Consider the following 17,703-nt stretch of genomic DNA (forward strand, 5'->3'; position numbering starts at 1 on the left):
AAAAAGGTGCCTAGCCGCACCTTTACCTTAGTTGGCTATCTTTACTTGCTCGGCGGTTTACGCCAGCAACGCCTTTGCCTTTAGCCTCAAGCTCACTTTGACACGCCACACAGTGCCTAACACCTGGCAGCGCTAACCTGCGTGCCTGTGGTATTTCACAATCACACTCATCACAGAATTCAGCACTCGCGCCTGAGATTAAATTTTGCCTTGCATATTGCACTGCGTCGTTAACACTTGCATCGATTTGATCTTGAATTGCGCCATCACGCGCCCAACCACTTGCCATAATTAACTCCTAATAATAAGAAATTAAGCTAAAAGGTTAGCAGCACAGCGCTTTATAAATGCTGAATATTTTGTACAGGCTTTATTGATTGAGCTATTTAAAGGATGAATAAATATGGTTAAGAGTAATTTGAAATTTAGTTGTGCTATCCATTTTATCTACACATGCAGTTATAAGTATGTATTTTTAACGCAGCTAGCAAAAATTTATCACTGTAACTGAATAATTATTATTGCGGATCGCTCTTGAAAACCTAAGAAGTTATACGTAGGTGGTTATTAATTAAATAGATAGTTTTTTAGATATTGAAGAAAATTAAAAGTGTAAAACTAAAACTTTAACGGATAAACGGTAGAAGTTAATGCGCTGGATAGCGCTGAGGAAGTAATAGCTTTATACACTACTAAAATAGTAAGTGGCGTCTCAATAGATTAGTACTCTCGATAACGTCGTGCATAGAGAGTGCGGTGTCACACTGCTTTATACATCACCTAAAATAGTAAGTGGCGTCCCCAAGGGGATTCGAACCCCTGTTACCGCCGTGAAAGGGCGGTGTCCTAGGCCTCTAGACGATGGGGACGCAGAAATTGCTTTGCAAATCACTGATTTGCTATTTCTAAGTAAGATGAGGCCGAGCCTGCGAGGCGAATGGCATTATCTTCTTAAAAACTTTTCTGTGTCACTAGGACAACTGAATGGTTTGACTCGTTTCAGGCGAGTTTTTAATAACACTACCCTACTATAAATAGTAAGTGGCGTCCCCAAGGGGATTCGAACCCCTGTTACCGCCGTGAAAGGGCGGTGTCCTAGGCCTCTAGACGATGGGGACACTAAAAAGTGTCACTAGGACAACTGAATGGTTTGACTCGTTTCAGACGAGTTTTTAATAACACTACCCTACTATAAATAGTAAGTGGCGTCCCCAAGGGGATTCGAACCCCTGTTACCGCCGTGAAAGGGCGGTGTCCTAGGCCTCTAGACGATGGGGACGCAGAAATTGCTTTGCAAATCACTGATTTGCTATTTCTAAGTAAGATGAGACCGAGCCTGCGAGGCGAATGGCATTATCTTCTCAAAAACGTTTTCTGTGTCACTAGGACAACTGAATGGTTTGACTCGTTTCAGACGAGTTTTTAATAACACTACCCTACTATAAATAGTAAGTGGCGTCCCCAAGGGGATTCGAACCCCTGTTACCGCCGTGAAAGGGCGGTGTCCTAGGCCTCTAGACGATGGGGACACTAAAAAGTGTCACTAGGACAACTGAATGGTTTGACTCGTTTCAGGCGAGTTTTTAATAACACTACCCTACTATAAATAGTAAGTGGCGTCCCCAAGGGGATTCGAACCCCTGTTACCGCCGTGAAAGGGCGGTGTCCTAGGCCTCTAGACGATGGGGACACTAAAAAGTGTCACTAGGACAACTGAATGGTTTGACTCGTTTCAGACGAGTTTTTAATAACACTACCCTACTATAAATAGTAAGTGGCGTCCCCAAGGGGATTCGAACCCCTGTTACCGCCGTGAAAGGGCGGTGTCCTAGGCCTCTAGACGATGGGGACACTAAAAAGTGTTACTAGGACAATTGATAAGTTTAACTCATATCATGAGGTGCTAAGGTAATACGTTTAATACACATAAAGACTCGAGCTTTAAGTGCTACGCTATTCTCTTGGTAAAACCACGCCTAACTATTTGTTAGATGGCGTCCCCAAGGGGATTCGAACCCCTGTTACCGCCGTGAAAGGGCGGTGTCCTAGGCCTCTAGACGATGGGGACACAGAAAACTGCTACCCTAGGACATGCACAAAGATTTGGTGGAGCTATGCGGGATCGAACCGCAGACCTCTTCGCTGCCAGCGAAGCGCTCTCCCAGCTGAGCTATAGCCCCAAACCTTTTAATACCCAACGTGTTTAACACGTTGTGTATCGCTGAGTGCGGGGCGCATTCTATGCACCCCCCAAAATAAAGTCAACAGTTTTTTATGCCACTTTATTTAAATGGTTTAATTTTCAACAAACTGGCTATCAGACATGCAAAAAATACAATTTCGACAAAATTTGGCCTGTACTTCATCTCACAGTACTATAAACAGGTTAATTATCTATTTATACCTCGTTGATGAAGTAATAATGTTTAACATAAAAGGTATACATTTATATGCAAATTGAGTTGGGGTTAAAAAAGTACTAAAACCAAGGCTAAACCCCGCATTTAAGTGTGTTATTAAAATGCGAGGGCTCTATTCGATAACCTTATTATTAAATGCTCAACCCATACCTTTTTAAGTTGCTTGTACAAACATATAAAAATTGAAGTGAATTAGGCCGTCGTTAAAAGTGCTAGCAAATAATTCGTGCTGTTTTTAAACACTATGTTCCAGTTTGGGTAATAGGCTCTATTTTGTTGTCATTGTGCCAAAACCCATGGCGTTAATTAAAGTTTATTCGCACTAATGGCAATACAGATAACTGCTTATGCCCTTACCTTTTAAAAAGTACCGTATACCAGTTCAATAATTTAAAACCTTATCTTATATAGTCATAAATCTTCTTTTTGATAAAACGCCACACTTACTGTATCAATTTCAACATCGCCTTTTATTAGCTTATTTAAGCAATGCTTTTTATTGCAAGTAAAAATAAGGCAGTCACTTAGCTCAGATTCAGCTGTTAATTTACCCTAACAACTTAAATTTGATGATAAAGTAAACGCCAACCACCCTCCACTGTTTATAAAACCTTCATTCAGCACATTTTTATCATTCAAGTGTTGACACATTTGCAACTCTATCTATAATAGCGCCCCACAACAACGCAGCAATGTAATGTTGTTTAGATGTGGGTGATTAGCTCAGTTGGGAGAGCATCGCCCTTACAAGGCGAGGGTCACTGGTTCAAGTCCAGTATCACCCACCACTTTATTAAGTGTACACATCTAAAATTCTATATGAGTTGTTAACTCAGTTAGAAAAGAGAGCGTCACTGTTTTTAGTAAAAGAGGGTGAGGTTCACTGGTTAAAGTCCAGTACTATTATTAATAGTAGCGTTTTAATTTATATGTGGGTGATTAGCTCAGTTGGGAGAGCATCGCCCTTACAAGGCGAGGGTCACTGGTTCAAGTCCAGTATCACCCACCACATATAAAGCCTATTATTATATTAATAGTTGCGTTTTAAAATTGTAATATGGGTCGTTAGCTCAGTTGGGAGAGCATCGCCCTTACAAGGCGAGGGTCACTGGTTCAAGTCCAGTACGACCCACCATTCTTAGAATGGCGCATATTACACAAATCTAAATGGGTCATTACTCAGCTAGAAAAAGAGAGCATTACCGCTACTTCCAAGTAACGGCCAGGTTCACTGGTTAAAGTCCAGTACTATTTATTTTAATAGTAGCGTTTTAATTTATATGTGGGTGATTAGCTCAGTTGGGAGAGCATCGCCCTTACAAGGCGAGGGTCACTGGTTCAAGTCCAGTATCACCCACCACATATAAAGCCTATTATTATATTAATAGTCGCGTTTTAAAATTTAATATGGGTCGTTAGCTCAGTTGGGAGAGCATCGCCCTTACAAGGCGAGGGTCACTGGTTCAAGTCCAGTACGACCCACCATTCTTAGAATGGTGCATATTAAATATATAATTTGGGTGATTAGCTCAGTTGGGAGAGCATCGCCCTTACAAGGCGAGGGTCACTGGTTCAAGTCCAGTATCACCCACCAAATTATACTAAACGTTAAATTGATAAAGTCATACCTATTATATGTGGGTGATTAGCTCAGTTGGGAGAGCATCGCCCTTACAAGGCGAGGGTCACTGGTTCAAGTCCAGTATCACCCACCACATATAAACACTTCAAAATACCTAAGTTAAAAACTTCCAAAAATATCACTCTTAATTTGTCTTTTGCAAAACGATTAATCTGTAACATGTAAAGTTCTATATGGGTTATAAACTGCGCCATGAGCAAACATATAGTTAATCGCTCATTTAGAGCACCTTTTTACCTATTAATTAAGCATTGATTTTAAATCGCTAAGGCCAGGATAATATGAAGCCATCTAAACGTATTAAAATAACTTAATCTTCTAATAACCTCGGCTAATAGTTAAATTCCCTTGTAAGCAGCTAAACTGTTGATTATAGTCTGTGATAAATCAAACAACATGTAAGCCAATGCCAACTAAGATCTACGCCAAAGCCAAAATACTGATAGTGGAAGAGCAGCCCCTCGCTCAAAGCTATATGAAACAGTCGCTAGAAAGGCTTGGCTTTCGGCAGTTGCACTTTGCCGATCATGCAATTGCAGCAAAAGAGCAATGTTTGGCTGAGCAATTCGATTTAATTGTATGTTCGTTTAATTTAAGCAAACACCAAGACGGCTACCAACTCTACGAAGAACTCCGTGTTAAGCAACTGATAAAAAACTCCACCGCGTTTATTTTTATTTCTGCAGAAACCAGTGGTGCGCTAGTGCATAGCGTTTTAGAGCTTCAACCCGACGACTTTTTGGTAAAGCCATTTACGGTACAAGAGTTAAAAACGCGGATTGAGCGTATTCTAAAACGTAAAAATGAACTTCAGAGCATTTATACATTAGTAGATGATGGCAACGACTCTAAAGCAATAAAAGTAATCGATGCCGCTTTAAATAAAAAAAACAATATATACAGCCCTATCCTCCTTCGCTTAAAAGGAGATGCATTGCTTAGGCTAAACCGCAGTGAAGAAGCTAAAGACTTTTTTACCTCGGTGCTAGACATACAAAAATTTGCCTGGGCCAAAGTTGGTTTAGTAGAAGCGCTGATTGCTAATAATGAGCATATTCTTGCTCAACGCATGTTAAAAACCATGCTTGAGCGCCATGAAACACGTTTAGTTGCACTGGATTTACTCGGCCGATTAGAAATAAAACTAAACCAATTTGAATTGGCGCAAGATTTTTTAAGCCAAGCAGTCGATATCGCGCCACGTAACATCCAAAGGCAAAAATCGTTAAGCAATGTTTCGTTAATAAACCACGATTACGAAAAAAGCTATTTAACCCAAAAAGACATAGCCAGCTATGCGCGTCATTCTATTCATGACAGCCCCGACATCTATCTCAATGCTGCCCGTGCCGGTATAGACTTTGCTTTAACCACAGATCAAACAGACCAAATACAACGTATTTCGCGTCAAACTAATAAATACATAAATGATTTAAAAAAGCAGTTTCCTAACAACGCAAACCAATCTCAAATTGATGTACTTAATGCGCGTTTGCACTATTTAAAAGACGAGCACCAAAAAGCCAAGCGCTTGATAGAGCAACTTGATGACGACGATACGTTAATACGCTCTGTAGATGGGGCACTTGATAAAGCAAAAGCGTTTCACGAGCTGGGTTTTCATCAAAAAGCACAAACATTATTTAACCAAATAATTAGCCATTGTAAGCGCCACCCCAATATGAGTGATACAACTTACCTGCGTTACATTCAACAGCAGCAAAGTGAGCGTCGCGATATTAAAATGGGCCCTAAAGAGCTTAACAACCATGCAGTAACTCAATTTAATAGAGGGCAATTAAATACGGCGTTAGAGGCGTTTACGCAAGCATTTAGAGTAATGCCGCGTAACCCAAGCATTGCGCTTAATTTATTACAGTGTTTGTTTGATTCGACAAAACAAAAAGGCGGCACTTTTAACTTGGTTATTGCTAAAAAGTGTTACGCCCTTTTGAGTAACTCTACACTGCAGCCAGATCAGTCGCAGCGTTTAGATAAAATTTTGCATATGGCAAAAGAAATGAAACTCGATATTCAATCCCCCTAGCGCTAACTAGCGGCTAGAAATAGCTGTTTATCTTGATTGAAAGCTAACTATATAATTAAAGCTTTTTCATTGCAGCGGCATTTACACAATAGCGCAAACCCGACGGTGCTGGCCCATCAGGAAAAATATGCCCTAAGTGTGCATCACACACATTACACACCACTTCAACGCGCTGCATACCATGGCTTAAATCGTTCACATAACCAATTGCATCGACAGTTGCAGGCTGCGTGAATGATGGCCAGCCTGTGCCGCTATCAAACTTTTCATCGGCATCAAAAAGTAAATTATCGCAGCATACACACGCGTATTTACCCGGTTCTAGTAATGTGCAACTTTGTGAGCTGTGAGGGCGTTCTGTGCCCTTTTTACGTGTCACATAGTATTGCTCATCACTTAGCATTGCCTGCCATTGCGCGTCTGTTTTTACAACCTTTTCGCGTGGCGTAGGATTGCCATTATTGGCAAAATTTATAACATCATTCCAAGTAAGCATAATAGCCTCCTTCGGTATTAATAAGTGATTAGGGTCTGTTGATCTTTTAAGGTTAAATTTGCAGCAGCCTGTTTGGTATTTAGGCAAGGCAGAGCCTATGCAGTGTGGTTATTCCCCATAATTGGGCGATAACGTAGCATTAATGCCAAACAGGCGCTGCCCAACGGGTTCTTCCTAGGGGCTATTTACTCTTTGTTGCTCAGCTTTTACTTAGCCCACTAGGTTACAAACTTCGCGCCGCGATTAAATAGCCCCTAGTTTGAACAAACTTTAATCCGCAAAGTTCAACAGCCCCTAACTAAAGCGAATAGTTTGCTTTTCGTGATCTGAAAGTATGCGCTTCATGTAGGCGTCTATGTCATTTTTTTGTGCGGGTAAACTTACACTAAATTGTCGCTCGTTATTGCTATGAATAATAAGCTCATCGTTCTTACTTTCTATATGTTCAATGTTGCCAATAACAAGCCATTGCGGGCCAAATTTTTTATCAAAAAAACCTGCCAAGCTAAATAACATTAAGTGCTGTGCATCGCGCTGAATAAAATTATCAAGCGTATTGCGCTTTTTAAAGGCGGGTGTCAGCCTGTAACAACACGAACAAAACACAAATAACCATAATCCTATTACGGCAGAAAACCAAATATGATCAGTTAGCGATGTAAACAACACCAAAGCGCCTAAGATAATGCCAATACCAAGCACTACAATGGCAATTTTTTTATTAATGTTATCCATTTAGCTCCCTTTTATTTAGCGTTTTTATCATCTGCTTTTTCAGTAGGCTCTGGCCAATCGTTAAAAAACACCTGCAAATAACGACTCTTTGCCAAGTACCACATTACCCAAAACACAATCACCATTTGCACAGCTAAAAACAGTGAAAACCTGTAATGACTATGTGCAGCTTGTATTGTTAACCAGCTTAAGTCGGTTATTGCACACACCAGTAACGGCCAGCGCATGTAGCGCCACACCATCGCTAAACGCGCACTTTGCTGATGAGAGTCGCGCGGGCGTCTTAAGCAAAATAAAAAAGTGGGCACTATCGCAATAGCGCCAATCGAAATTGCGATAAAAAAATCGTTTTTAGATTTAAAAAATAGCGACATTAAATCAAGCTCAGGGCGACGACTCAGCGCCGCTATAACCCAAATAAAATACGCACGTAGTAACACCAATAAACTTAGATGAAATGCAATTGGCGTACGGTAGCTTCCGTATTTATCCCAGTACTCGGGTCCATATCGGCTCATTTTACTACCCTAAGCATTGTACTTATCAAACAGTGCAATTAAGTCGCCTTCGCTAAGTATGTCTATGCCTAAATCTTGTGCTTTAGTTAATTTAGAGCCGGCTTTTTCGCCCGCCACCAATGCATCTGTTTTAGCCGACACACTACCGGCTACTTTTGCACCTAACTGTTGTAAGCGTGCTTTAGCATCGTTTCGGTTTAAAGTATTAAGAGTGCCAGTTAATACATAGGTTAGCCCAGCTAAGGGTTGCTCATCCTCTGAAGGCGGCGTTAGCGCTGGCCAATTAATATCTTGTTCAATTAAAGCATTAACCACATCTACATTATGTTGCTCATCAAAAAAGCCTCGAACATGAGTTGCTACAATAACGCCTACATCGCTCACTTGTGTAAGGCTTTCAATACTTGCTTGGGTTACCTTTTCAAGTGTTAAAAAATGATTTGCTAAGTTTTGCGCTGTGGCCTCGCCTACCTCACGAATACCCAGCGAATATAAAAACTTTGCAAGCGTAGTTGTTTTTGCAACTTCAAGCGCATCCACTAAGTTTTTAGCCGACTTAGGGCCCATACGCTCAAGTGACTCAAAGTGACCTTGTTTTAATATAAATAAATCTGCGGGGGTTTTTACCAGCTCTCTATCAACCAGCTGATCAACTATTTTGTCGCCTAAGCCATCTATATCAAGCGCTTTGCGTGATGCGAAATGCTTTATCGCTTGTTTACGCTGAGCTTGGCACACTAAGCCACCGGTACAACGAGCCACGGCCTCGCCTTCTACTTTTTCAACGTGTGAGTCACAAATGGGGCAACTGGCAGGAAATACAATGTCGCGTGCATCATCTGGGCGGCGCTCAAGTACTACTTGTGTAATTTGCGGAATAACATCGCCGGCGCGGCGTATAATTACTGTATCGCCCACCTTTACGCCTAAGCGGGCTATTTCATCGCCATTGTGCAGCGTTGCGTTTGATACCGTAACACCGCCTACAAATACAGGCTCTAAACGCGCTACCGGCGTTATAGCGCCTGTGCGGCCAACCTGAAATTCTACATCAAGTAACTGGGTTATTTCTTCTTGCGCAGGAAACTTATAAGCAATTGCCCAGCGCGGTGCACGTGCAACAAACCCTAAACGCTCTTGTAAGGCTTTTTGGTTTATTTTAATTACTACGCCATCAATTTCATATTTAAGCTCGCTTCTGCGCGTTAAAATATCAGTGTAGTAATCTAAAGCCGCTTGCGTACCTTCAACTAACTTTGTTTCTGGGCACAGCGGTAAACCCCAATCAGTTAATTTTGCCAATTGTTGGTAGTGATCCTCAGGGATTGTGCCATCGGCCACCAGCCCTGTGCTATACGCATAAAACATTAGCGGGCGCTTAGCGGTAATTTTTGAATCAAGCTGGCGTAGACTACCTGCGGCTGCATTTCGAGGATTTACAAATACTTTTTCGCCACGTTTTTCGGCTTCGCTGTTTAGTTTTTCGAACCCTGCGCTATCCATAAATACTTCGCCACGTACTTCAAGCTCTGCGGGGTAATCGCCACGCAGCTTAAGGGGCACATTGCGGATTGTTTTTACATTTTGTGTAATGTTCTCGCCTGTAAAACCATCGCCACGAGTTGCGGCCTGCATAAGCACGCCGTCACGGTAAATAATCGACACAGCCAAGCCATCTAACTTAGGCTCACAACAAAAAGTGAGCTCATCTTGGCTCATTAAACGCTCTTTAATACGGCGGTTAAAGGCGCTAAATTCTTCTTCACTAAAGGCGTTATCAAGCGATAACATAGGCACTTGGTGAGCAACTTGTTCAAATTTACTCAGCGCAGCGCCTCCTACCTTTTGAGTGGGTGAGTCTGGCGTTAAAAATTCTGGGTTTTCTCTTTCAAGGGCGCTTAACTCGCGCAATAGTCTGTCGTATTCTGCATCAGGAATACTGGGTGTATCAAGGACATAATAATTGTAGTTGTGTTGCTCTAACGTACTACGAAGATGATTAATTTGCTCACTAATGCTGCTAGACATTTAAACCTCAAAAAACATAAAAAAAGCCACTTTTAGGTAAGTGGCTTAATAAAAATAATGTGTGCGTATAAATTACGCAGAAAATGCACGAACCTGCTCAACATATTGACGAACGCGCTCAACGGTCATTTCTTCACGCTCGGCATCTAAAATTTGTGCACCAAATTCATCGGCAATTTTCTTAGCTGCGCTATGTAACATATTAAAAGCAGCTAGCCCATCGCCTTCACAAGGTAAAGTCATAAATAAGCTAACCCCTGCGGTACTAAACTGTTCCATATTATCAATATCAAACGTACCTGGGTTATACATATTTACTAATCTAAATAACACTGGACCTTGCCCTGCAGGGTCTATGTGGCGATTAAAAAAGCCTTCTTCTGAATATTTAAATCCTAAGGTATTTACTGCAGGCAATAACTTACTGCCTTGCATGCTTAGCCCTTCAGGCATTTGAATATGCACAATAACAAAGTCAGACACATCTGCTGGCGCTTCTTTTTCGCTCTCTGGATCTGGTTCTAGCTCTGGCTCTTGAACTACTTGCAGGTCGTCTTCAATGGGTGTTTGCGCCACGCTAGTACCTATTTGCGGCTCGTTTGCATCAAAGTTTAACTCACCAAATTGCGGCTCATCTCGTTGGGCAACAACCGGCTCTTTAGGTTCAACTGGTGTATGCGAAGGTGTATCTTGCATTGGTTCAACCCGCTCTGAAGGCGCTACCTCTGGGCTGTCTTTTTTTCTAACTGACCATAACCCATGTACTAATAAGCCACCTATGACAAGTACACTGATCACAATTAAAACCAATCTTAGTTCTTCGGCCATCCCCTCACCTTTTATTATTTGTTATGCCTAAACCCGTGTATTAATTAACACTAATACGCTTAAAATAAACTGTTATGTGTGTGCAAGTTGCACTGCTTGTTCTATATCTACTGCTACCATGCGTGATACGCCTGGCTCTGCCATAGTAACGCCAGTTAAACGCCCTGCCATTTCCATCGCAATTTTATTATGACTAATATAAATAAACTGCACCGATTGTGACATTTCTTCAACCAAACGGCAAAAGCGTACCACGTTAGCATCATCAAGCGGCGCATCTACTTCATCCAGCATACAGAATGGAGCTGGATTGAGCCTGAATATAGAAAACACCAATGATAATGCGCTCAGCGCTTTTTCTCCACCACTTAACAGATGAATTGTCGAATTTTTCTTGCCTGGCGGCTGTGCCATTATACTAACACCACTTTCGAGTAAATCGTCACTGGTTAATTCTAAATACGCGCTACCACCGCCAAATACTTTTGGAAATAGCTCGGCAAAGTCGTTGTTCACTTGATCGAAGGTAGCTTTAAAGCGTGTTTTGGTTTCGCTGTCAATTTTACGAATCGCCCCTTCAAGCGTATTTAGCGCTTTGGTTAAATCCTCAAGTTGATTATTCAGGTAATCACTGCGCTCTTTAGCTTGTTCAAACTCATCTATTGCGGCTAAATTAACTGGACCTAGCTTATCTAATTGATGCACAAGCCCACTGATCTGATTTTGCGCTGCATTTAAACTCAGTGAATCAGGCAGTGTATCTAAAACACTTTTTAAACTTTGCTTTAATTCTTCAAGCGGCTCAAGTGCTGCCTGTGCTTTTATAATTAGGCTTTGCTCTTCAATACTTAGCTTTTGATGTTGTTCTTGCAAACCTGTCAGCTCACCTTGAGAGTGCTTAAGGCTGGCTTGTTTACTTATAAGTGTTTGCTTTGCCTCGTTAAGCTTTTTTTGTAACGCAACCAAGCTAGCTTCGCCCTGCTGATGCTTTATTAAAAGCTGTGCTATTTGCTCAGTGAGCTCTTGCTCGGGTATAAGCAACGCTTCCATTTGCGCTTGCAGCTCTTTTGCTTCTTCTTGCGCACTCATGAGTTCTTGCTCAGCATGATTAAGCTTTGTTTGACTAAGCTGCCACTCACTGTGTGCTTTTTGCTCTTTTAACGTGGCCTGATGCGCTTGTGTTTTATATTGCTCAAGTGTAGCTGCAGCTTGGCTGTATGCAGTATTACTGCGTGTGCAAGCGGCGTCGGCGCTTGCCAGTTCGTCAGCTAAATTACGTTGCTGTTGATGTAACACTTCAAGCGCACTATTGTGCTCATCGCGCGTTTTTAAAAATTGTGATTGCTCAGTGGTTAATGCACGCTTTTGTTGCTGGTACTTTTCTAGTTGCTGTAAAAATTGTGCTACTTGCTCTTTTAACATGTCGCTGCGCGTAGTGGCCACGGCAATGTTTTGTGCTAATTGATGAATTGCGTTTTTAAGTACCGCTAACTCATCACTCAGCTTTTGCTGCTGTGTTTTTAGCGCATTAAGATTCTCAAAATCCCTTGCGAGGGTATTTTCGGCCTCTACTAAGCTCGCTGTTTTTTGCTTTAACTGTGTGTGTTTTAAAAGTTGTGAGTTTTCGGCGTTTTTGTCTGCGCCACGGTGCCAGTTTCGAGCATGTAAAGCACCGCTTTTATCCATAACCGCAATATAAAACGTATCATTTAACACAGCGAGTTCGGCGTTTTCGCTGTACGCAATACGGGTCAGTAAATCTGGATAAACACCCTCAGTAATCAACGCCGCAACGCTATTGACTGGTATTTCACTCTTATGCGGCCACACACTATTGTTGCTTTGCACATCGGCTACATTTAGGTGCTCAAGCGTTTGCAGTGCCTGTTCAACTATATGTTCAAACCCTGGTTTTACCTGTAATTGATTAAATAAAGTGTGCTGCTTATTATCATCTTCAATCCCTAAACTGCTTTTAAGCCCAGCAATGCGAGCTTTTAGCTCATTAACGTGCTGTAAGCTTTGCTGATGTTGTTGCTCAGCGTCATTTACTAAATCGGTTTGCTCTTTAAGCGCTGCGGTGCAGTGTGTTTGCGCCGTTTGCTTACTGGCAAGCTCTTGAGTAAGGGTTTGTTTGTATTTTTGTTGCTCGGCTAGTTGCTGCTCTAATTGGCTACTTTTAATATCGTCAATTTGGCTATTTAGTTGGCTTAGCTGTGTGTTTACATGGGTTAAGGCTTGCTCTGTTTGCTTAACACTACTTTGCTGCGCCTGTACTTTATTATTAAGCGCGTGTTGTTGTTGATTAAGGCTTTGCCACGCGTTTGTGTGCTTATTTTTTTCATCTGCTAAATCTGCAAGTGTAAGGGTAAGCTCTTCAACTTGTTCGCTGCACTCTAAACTGTACTCGCTTATCTCTTGGTGGCTCACAGATAACTGCTCACACACATTTTGTTGCTGTGTTTTTAGCGCTTCACTTTGCAGCTTTCGCTGCTCAAGCTTAACCACACTTTGTTTAAGTGTTTGCGTTTGCTGTTTAATATTAATGTGTTGTTGTTCGGCGCGGGTCAGTTCTGTGTGGGTAACGTGTTGCTGATGCTGCGCATCGTTAAGCGCATCTTGCTCTGCATTTACTTGAGCCTCTAGGCTTGCAAGCACATCGTCGTGGCCTGAGTGAGCTGTTTTAAAAAAGGCGATTTGCTCATTAAGCTTTTTGATTTGCTCACTTTTTTCAAGCTGTTGTTGATGCAGCTTTTGCCATTTCAATACAGCCACTTGGCCTTTTAAGGTACGCTCTTGCGCTTTTAAATCGCGGTATTTTTTCGCATCAACCGACTGCACAGCCAGTTTATCTAGTTGCGCTTGTAATTCTTTACGCACATCAAGTAAACGCTCAAGGTTTTCGCGGGTACTTTTAATTCGGGTTTGCGTTTCGCGGCGGCGTTCTTTGTATTTAGACACACCCGCGGCTTCTTCTAAAAATACGCGTAGCTCTTGAGGTTTGCTCTCGATTAAACGCGAGATCATCCCTTGCTCTATAATTGCGTAGCTACGCGGGCCAAGCCCGGTGCCTAAAAATATATCGGTAATATCGCGCTTACGACATTTGCTCCCATTTAAAAAGTACAACGATTGGCCATCGCGTGTTACTAAACGCTTAATCGCTATTTGGTTTCTGTCGGCAAATGTATTAGGTAAATCACCTTGAGTGTTATCAAAAATAAGCTCTACTGAGGCTTGCGAGATAGGTTTACGATTAGTTGAGCCATTAAAAATAACATCGGTCATGGCATCGCCACGCAAGTTTTTAGCTGAGCTTTCACCAAGCACCCATCGCACAGCGTCAATCACGTTTGATTTGCCACAGCCGTTAGGCCCAACAACACACGTCATTTGATCAGGAAATGGAATTTTAGTGGGCTCTACAAACGATTTAAAGCCCGCTAATTTAATAGTGCTTAAGCGCATCTTATTGTTATTACCGATTATTATTGTTATTACTTACAAACAATTTAACTCATAAACAGTTAAAAAGTTAAGCTTGGCGTTTAAAGTTATCTAAAATAATACCTGTGGCCATTGCCACATTAAGTGACTCTGCCTCACCAAAAGCCGGTATGGTTATTTTGTCGCTTACTAATTTTGCACACTGCTCGCGTATGCCATGCGACTCACTGCCCATAAGCAATACACCCTTTGCGCTAAAATCCGTTGTATGTACGCTTTGCCCATCTAAAAAAGCCCCATAAATAGGCATATTTAATGTTCGTAAGTATTCAGGTAGCTCTACTTGGCTTACCGACACTCTGACAAACGAACCCATGGTAGCGCTAATTGTTTTAGGGTTGTAAGCATCGGCGCTGTCGGTACTTGTTACTATATGTTTAATGCCATACCAATCGGCAACTCTGATAATAGTGCCTAAATTGCCCGGATCAGAAACCCCATCAAGCGCCAATATTAAGCCGGTATTATTAGGTAAATCAGCCTTTGGCATATCAACCACTGCAATGGCCGCGTTATTACTCACTAAGGTACTGACTTTAGTCAGCGACTCTTCTTCTGCTGGCGTAAAATCTACTTCTGGAAACTGGTTTTGGTGAGTATTTATAAACGCCTGTGTTGCAAATATATCAACCGCCTTTAATGGGCTGTTTAACAACTCAAGTACGTTTTTTTCACCTTGTACAAGGTATTGATTATATTGCTTTCGGTACTTTTTTTGGCCAAGTTGGCGAATAAGCTTGAGTTGGTTTTTTGAAATCATAACAGCCCCATAAAATTATCGCCCTAGTATACCAGAGATGATTTAAAGTGCAGCACCACATATATTAAAAGCAGCGCCATTGTAGGCTGTAAGGCTATTAAAGATTGAGCTTTGCACCAAATTTAGGTAAATTAACAAAAAAACAACATGGATATAATTTTAATGGAATCAATACACCCTACTCCCCCAGAAACCACCCCTGCAGTAAGTGAACCTGCTGCCCCTATTTTTAGCGGTAAAGTACAGTTTAGCGGTAAAGGCGGTGAGTTTTTTGGTATTTGGATAGTCAATATTTTACTGAGCGTACTTACTTTAGGTATTTACTCGGCTTGGGCAAAAGTGCGCACAATGCGATACTTTTATGGCCACACCCGCATTGACGGACACAGCTTTGACTACTTAGCCACCCCGATGCAAATTTTAAAAGGCCGTATTTTAGCGGTTATTGTATTTTTAATTTACTCCTTTGGTAGCAGCTTTTTTCCTCTTGTAGGCTTACTATTTGCGGTTGCTTTTATCTTTTTAATGCCATGGATTATTAACCAAGGCCTGCGCTTTAATATGCGTATGACCCGTCATCGAAATGTACGCTTTGCATTTAAAGGCGATTACGGCGAAGCCTTCATTAACTTTATTCTTTTACCTATTGCCAGTATTTTTACCCTTTATTTATTAATGCCGTATGTTTTAAAACGTATCGACACGTACATACATAGCAATATTAGTTACGGCGATACGCCATTAACCGTAAACCTTAAAGGTGAAACCTACTACTTAACCGCCCTTATTTGCTTTGTGGTGAGCTCTATCACTATGGTGATATTTATGGCTGTATTAGGCTTATTTGGGCTTGATTTAATGAATGTAGAAAATCAACAAGCTGCACAAGATCCAGCCAAAATGGGCGTTATGTTTGGTGGATTAATGATTGCTTACGTATTTATGATTGCGATAGTAACCGCTGTGTGGGCTGCGGCTATTCGTAACCATATTTTTGATAACAGTCAATTTGAAGATGTAGCATCATTTAAATCAGAGCTTAAGCCTATTCCTTTTGCCATATTACTATTAACCAATATGCTGGCAATCGTGTTTTCTTTAGGGCTTGCCTACCCGTGGACCAAAGTGCGTACATCGAGAATGCTTGCCGAGGTTACAACCGTTAATATTTACCCTAGTGCGCTAAATTTAGTGGATACCGCGCAACAAGAGCAGTCATCGTTTGCTGAAGAAGCAGCCAATGTATTTGATATTGACCTATCGCTAACCTAAGAGCTTATTATGCACGTACAGGGACATTACTTCCCCAAGGCATCAAGCAATTACCAGCAAGGTGTCGCTAACATTCGCGACACCTGTGTTGAGATTAGCTACGATGACCAGCTTATTTCAAGCCATGCAATAAGCGATATAACACTCACCTCTGGCCTAGCTGGGCTTGCTGATGAACTAAATTTTAATGATGGCAGCCGCTTTATCCCTACTGATGTAAATTATCGCTGGCCTTTTAAAGCAAATAAGCATGACCTACTAGAGCGCCTTGAAAAAAGTAAATGGGCTATTATCGCGGCCGTTATTTTTACACCGCTTTTTATGTGGTTAATGCTTTATAAAGTTGTGCCCGCTATTGCTGTTTACAGTGTTGATACTCTGCCGCGCAGTGTAGTAGAGCAAATGGGTGAACAAAGCTTTACCATAATTGAAAAGCTCGCGCTTGATGACAGTGAGCTGCCTAATGAGCAACAAACTAAAGTACAACAACACTTTAATACCATGCTTAATGCGCTCTCGCTTGAGCCATCGGTTTATAGGTTATCGTTTTATAAATCAGAGGCCTTTGGAGCGAATGCATTTGCAATGCCCCACGGGCGTATTGTCGTAACCGATGAGTTAGCAAATTTATTAGCCGATAAACCCAACGCACTAAAAGCCGTATTACTTCACGAAATTGGCCACGTAGTCCACCAGCATAGCGTACGCATGACTGCGCAATCGGCAGCCAGTACCATTGTACTTGCAGTTATATTTGGCGATTTAGAAGGCATAGCAGAAGTGGTACTTGGTACGGGGGCATCTTTTGCACAGCAAGGGTTTTCTCGTGATATGGAGCGCGAGGCAGATAGCTATGCACTCATTCAACTTGAGCATTTAGGGTATTCAAGCAACGACTTTGCCGATGCCATTGAAGCATTACAAGGCGCGCACACCAGCGAAAACGAACACCTTGAAAAGGTAAATAATTTGCTCGAATATTTATCTAGCCACCCAAGCGCACAAGAGCGAATAGACAATGCGAGGAAATAACCCCGGTTATATACAAATTGCTCGCTATATTGTGGGGCTGAGTTGGATATACCACGGCTTTTTTCCAAAGCTTTATCATATTGCCCCGCTTGAAAAACTAATGACTGGTAGTGCGGGTTTTTCAGCAGAAGTGTCTGACTTAATTACACGTTCGGCGGGTATTGGCGAAATTATATTTGGCGTGTGCTTATTAGTGTTTTATAAAAATAAGCACATCGTTATTTTAAATGTTTTAGCCCTTGTAGGGCTTTTGTTAGCGGTTGTAGTAATGCAGCCACAATTACTCATTGAAGCCTTTAACCCGGTAACCACTAACCTGCCGCTGATTGGCTTAAGTTTTATTTGGTTAAAAGAAATTAAGCTGCAAAATAATCGACACCTCTAAAATAAAAAAGGTATGCCTGCGCATACCTTTTTT

The 17,703-nt window shown here is 41.6% G+C and carries 12 protein-coding genes and 15 tRNA genes; 11 read left to right on the forward strand and 16 right to left on the reverse strand.

Translation table 11 applies throughout. The features are described 5' to 3' along the window. Window positions 1-22: 22 nt before the first annotated feature. From EJ103_RS10695 to EJ103_RS10735, 9 genes are all read right to left on the reverse strand, one after another. Window positions 23-289: a DksA/TraR family C4-type zinc finger protein gene (locus EJ103_RS10695; RefSeq protein WP_024034161.1), complete on the reverse strand. Its 267-nt coding sequence runs from the start codon at window positions 287-289 to the stop codon at window positions 23-25. A gap of 504 nt (window positions 290-793) precedes the next feature. Then, window positions 794-869: transfer RNA gene (locus EJ103_RS10700), tRNA-Glu, on the reverse strand. A 173-nt stretch (window positions 870-1,042) separates the two neighbouring features. Continuing rightward, window positions 1,043-1,118: transfer RNA gene (locus tag EJ103_RS10705), tRNA-Glu, on the reverse strand. A gap of 85 nt (window positions 1,119-1,203) precedes the next feature. Beyond that, window positions 1,204-1,279: transfer RNA gene (locus tag EJ103_RS10710), tRNA-Glu, on the reverse strand. Between the two features lie 174 nt (window positions 1,280-1,453). Continuing rightward, window positions 1,454-1,529: transfer RNA gene (locus EJ103_RS10715), tRNA-Glu, on the reverse strand. Window positions 1,530-1,614: 85 nt separating this feature from the next. Then, a tRNA-Glu gene (locus tag EJ103_RS10720) sits at window positions 1,615-1,690 on the reverse strand. Window positions 1,691-1,775: 85 nt separating this feature from the next. Continuing rightward, a tRNA-Glu gene (locus EJ103_RS10725) sits at window positions 1,776-1,851 on the reverse strand. A gap of 141 nt (window positions 1,852-1,992) precedes the next feature. After that, window positions 1,993-2,068 (reverse strand) — tRNA-Glu (locus EJ103_RS10730). Window positions 2,069-2,104: 36 nt separating this feature from the next. Then, a tRNA-Ala gene (locus tag EJ103_RS10735) sits at window positions 2,105-2,180 on the reverse strand. Between the two features lie 952 nt (window positions 2,181-3,132). Here EJ103_RS10735 and EJ103_RS10740 point away from each other — a divergent pair. From EJ103_RS10740 to EJ103_RS10775, 8 genes are all read left to right on the forward strand, one after another. Next, window positions 3,133-3,208 (forward strand) — tRNA-Val (locus EJ103_RS10740). A 145-nt stretch (window positions 3,209-3,353) separates the two neighbouring features. After that, window positions 3,354-3,429 (forward strand) — tRNA-Val (locus EJ103_RS10745). A gap of 50 nt (window positions 3,430-3,479) precedes the next feature. Next, window positions 3,480-3,555 (forward strand) — tRNA-Val (locus EJ103_RS10750). Between the two features lie 149 nt (window positions 3,556-3,704). Beyond that, window positions 3,705-3,780, forward strand: a tRNA-Val gene (locus EJ103_RS10755). A gap of 49 nt (window positions 3,781-3,829) precedes the next feature. Then, window positions 3,830-3,905: transfer RNA gene (locus EJ103_RS10760), tRNA-Val, on the forward strand. Window positions 3,906-3,938: 33 nt separating this feature from the next. Continuing rightward, window positions 3,939-4,014 (forward strand) — tRNA-Val (locus tag EJ103_RS10765). 45 nt (window positions 4,015-4,059) lie between these two features. Further along, a tRNA-Val gene (locus EJ103_RS10770) sits at window positions 4,060-4,135 on the forward strand. Window positions 4,136-4,468: 333 nt separating this feature from the next. Then, window positions 4,469-6,109: a response regulator gene (locus EJ103_RS10775; protein WP_126007612.1), complete on the forward strand. Its 1,641-nt coding sequence runs from the start codon at window positions 4,469-4,471 to the stop codon at window positions 6,107-6,109. A gap of 55 nt (window positions 6,110-6,164) precedes the next feature. Here the strand turns inward: EJ103_RS10775 and msrB are convergent, their stop codons facing one another. The 7 genes from msrB to EJ103_RS10810 all read right to left on the reverse strand — a co-directional run bounded on the left by msrB (window position 6,165) and on the right by EJ103_RS10810 (window position 14,981). Beyond that, window positions 6,165-6,605 carry a peptide-methionine (R)-S-oxide reductase MsrB gene (gene msrB / locus EJ103_RS10780; RefSeq protein WP_004588868.1) on the reverse strand — a complete coding sequence of 147 codons (441 nt, stop codon included), beginning with the start codon at window positions 6,603-6,605 and terminating at the stop codon, window positions 6,165-6,167. Between the two features lie 294 nt (window positions 6,606-6,899). Then, entirely contained in the window at window positions 6,900-7,340 is a 441-nt protein-coding gene (locus EJ103_RS10785; RefSeq protein ID WP_024034163.1) for a hypothetical protein, read from the reverse strand. Between the two features lie 11 nt (window positions 7,341-7,351). Next, the gene (locus EJ103_RS10790; RefSeq protein ID WP_004588866.1) at window positions 7,352-7,858 is read right to left on the reverse strand and encodes a DUF2919 domain-containing protein; all 507 of its coding nucleotides are present in this window, start codon (window positions 7,856-7,858) and stop codon (window positions 7,352-7,354) included. Between the two features lie 9 nt (window positions 7,859-7,867). Next, window positions 7,868-9,886, reverse strand: a complete 2,019-nt coding sequence (gene ligA, locus EJ103_RS10795) for an NAD-dependent DNA ligase LigA (protein WP_126007614.1) — start codon at window positions 9,884-9,886, stop codon at window positions 7,868-7,870. Between the two features lie 72 nt (window positions 9,887-9,958). Beyond that, window positions 9,959-10,714 carry a cell division protein ZipA gene (gene zipA, locus EJ103_RS10800; RefSeq protein WP_126007616.1) on the reverse strand — a complete coding sequence of 252 codons (756 nt, stop codon included), beginning with the start codon at window positions 10,712-10,714 and terminating at the stop codon, window positions 9,959-9,961. 72 nt (window positions 10,715-10,786) lie between these two features. After that, entirely contained in the window at window positions 10,787-14,182 is a 3,396-nt protein-coding gene (locus tag EJ103_RS10805) for an AAA family ATPase (protein WP_126007618.1), read from the reverse strand. 67 nt (window positions 14,183-14,249) lie between these two features. After that, window positions 14,250-14,981, reverse strand: coding sequence for an RNA methyltransferase (locus EJ103_RS10810; RefSeq protein ID WP_126007620.1), 732 nt, complete (start codon window positions 14,979-14,981; stop codon window positions 14,250-14,252). A 162-nt stretch (window positions 14,982-15,143) separates the two neighbouring features. On the opposite strand from EJ103_RS10810, the gene EJ103_RS10815 reads away from it, so the two are divergent. From EJ103_RS10815 to EJ103_RS10825, 3 genes are read left to right on the forward strand one after another with little or no spacing between them, the layout of a single operon-like run. Further along, window positions 15,144-16,253, forward strand: coding sequence for a YjgN family protein (locus EJ103_RS10815; RefSeq protein ID WP_126007622.1), 1,110 nt, complete (start codon window positions 15,144-15,146; stop codon window positions 16,251-16,253). 9 nt (window positions 16,254-16,262) lie between these two features. Further along, window positions 16,263-17,285 carry a M48 family metallopeptidase gene (locus EJ103_RS10820; RefSeq protein WP_126007624.1) on the forward strand — a complete coding sequence of 341 codons (1,023 nt, stop codon included), beginning with the start codon at window positions 16,263-16,265 and terminating at the stop codon, window positions 17,283-17,285. Continuing rightward, on the forward strand, window positions 17,272-17,670 hold the full coding sequence (locus tag EJ103_RS10825; protein WP_126007626.1) for a DoxX-like family protein: 399 nt from the start codon (window positions 17,272-17,274) through the stop codon (window positions 17,668-17,670). Before EJ103_RS10820 ends, EJ103_RS10825 begins: the two co-directional genes overlap by 14 nt. The last annotated feature ends 33 nt before the right edge of the window (window positions 17,671-17,703 follow it).

This window comes from Pseudoalteromonas sp. Xi13, from assembly GCF_003952205.1.
Lineage (GTDB): Bacteria > Pseudomonadota > Gammaproteobacteria > Enterobacterales > Alteromonadaceae > Pseudoalteromonas > Pseudoalteromonas atlantica.

What these genes read in the sequence shown, in the direction of transcription:
- EJ103_RS10785 (WP_024034163.1), bottom strand. Translation starts at nt 7,340, where the DNA reads ATGGATAACATTAATAAAAAAATTGCCATTGTAGTGCTTGGTATTGGC.
- zipA (WP_126007616.1), bottom strand. Translation starts at nt 10,714, where the DNA reads ATGGCCGAAGAACTAAGATTGGTTTTAATTGTGATCAGTGTACTTGTC.
- EJ103_RS10790 (WP_004588866.1), bottom strand. Translation starts at nt 7,858, where the DNA reads ATGAGCCGATATGGACCCGAGTACTGGGATAAATACGGAAGCTACCGT.
- EJ103_RS10815 (WP_126007622.1), top strand. Translation starts at nt 15,144, where the DNA reads ATGGAATCAATACACCCTACTCCCCCAGAAACCACCCCTGCAGTAAGT.
- EJ103_RS10775 (WP_126007612.1), top strand. Translation starts at nt 4,469, where the DNA reads ATGCCAACTAAGATCTACGCCAAAGCCAAAATACTGATAGTGGAAGAG.
- ligA (WP_126007614.1), bottom strand. Translation starts at nt 9,886, where the DNA reads ATGTCTAGCAGCATTAGTGAGCAAATTAATCATCTTCGTAGTACGTTA.
- EJ103_RS10825 (WP_126007626.1), top strand. Translation starts at nt 17,272, where the DNA reads ATGCGAGGAAATAACCCCGGTTATATACAAATTGCTCGCTATATTGTG.
- EJ103_RS10820 (WP_126007624.1), top strand. Translation starts at nt 16,263, where the DNA reads ATGCACGTACAGGGACATTACTTCCCCAAGGCATCAAGCAATTACCAG.
- EJ103_RS10805 (WP_126007618.1), bottom strand. Translation starts at nt 14,182, where the DNA reads ATGCGCTTAAGCACTATTAAATTAGCGGGCTTTAAATCGTTTGTAGAG.
- EJ103_RS10810 (WP_126007620.1), bottom strand. Translation starts at nt 14,981, where the DNA reads ATGATTTCAAAAAACCAACTCAAGCTTATTCGCCAACTTGGCCAAAAA.
- EJ103_RS10695 (WP_024034161.1), bottom strand. Translation starts at nt 289, where the DNA reads ATGGCAAGTGGTTGGGCGCGTGATGGCGCAATTCAAGATCAAATCGAT.
- msrB (WP_004588868.1), bottom strand. Translation starts at nt 6,605, where the DNA reads ATGCTTACTTGGAATGATGTTATAAATTTTGCCAATAATGGCAATCCT.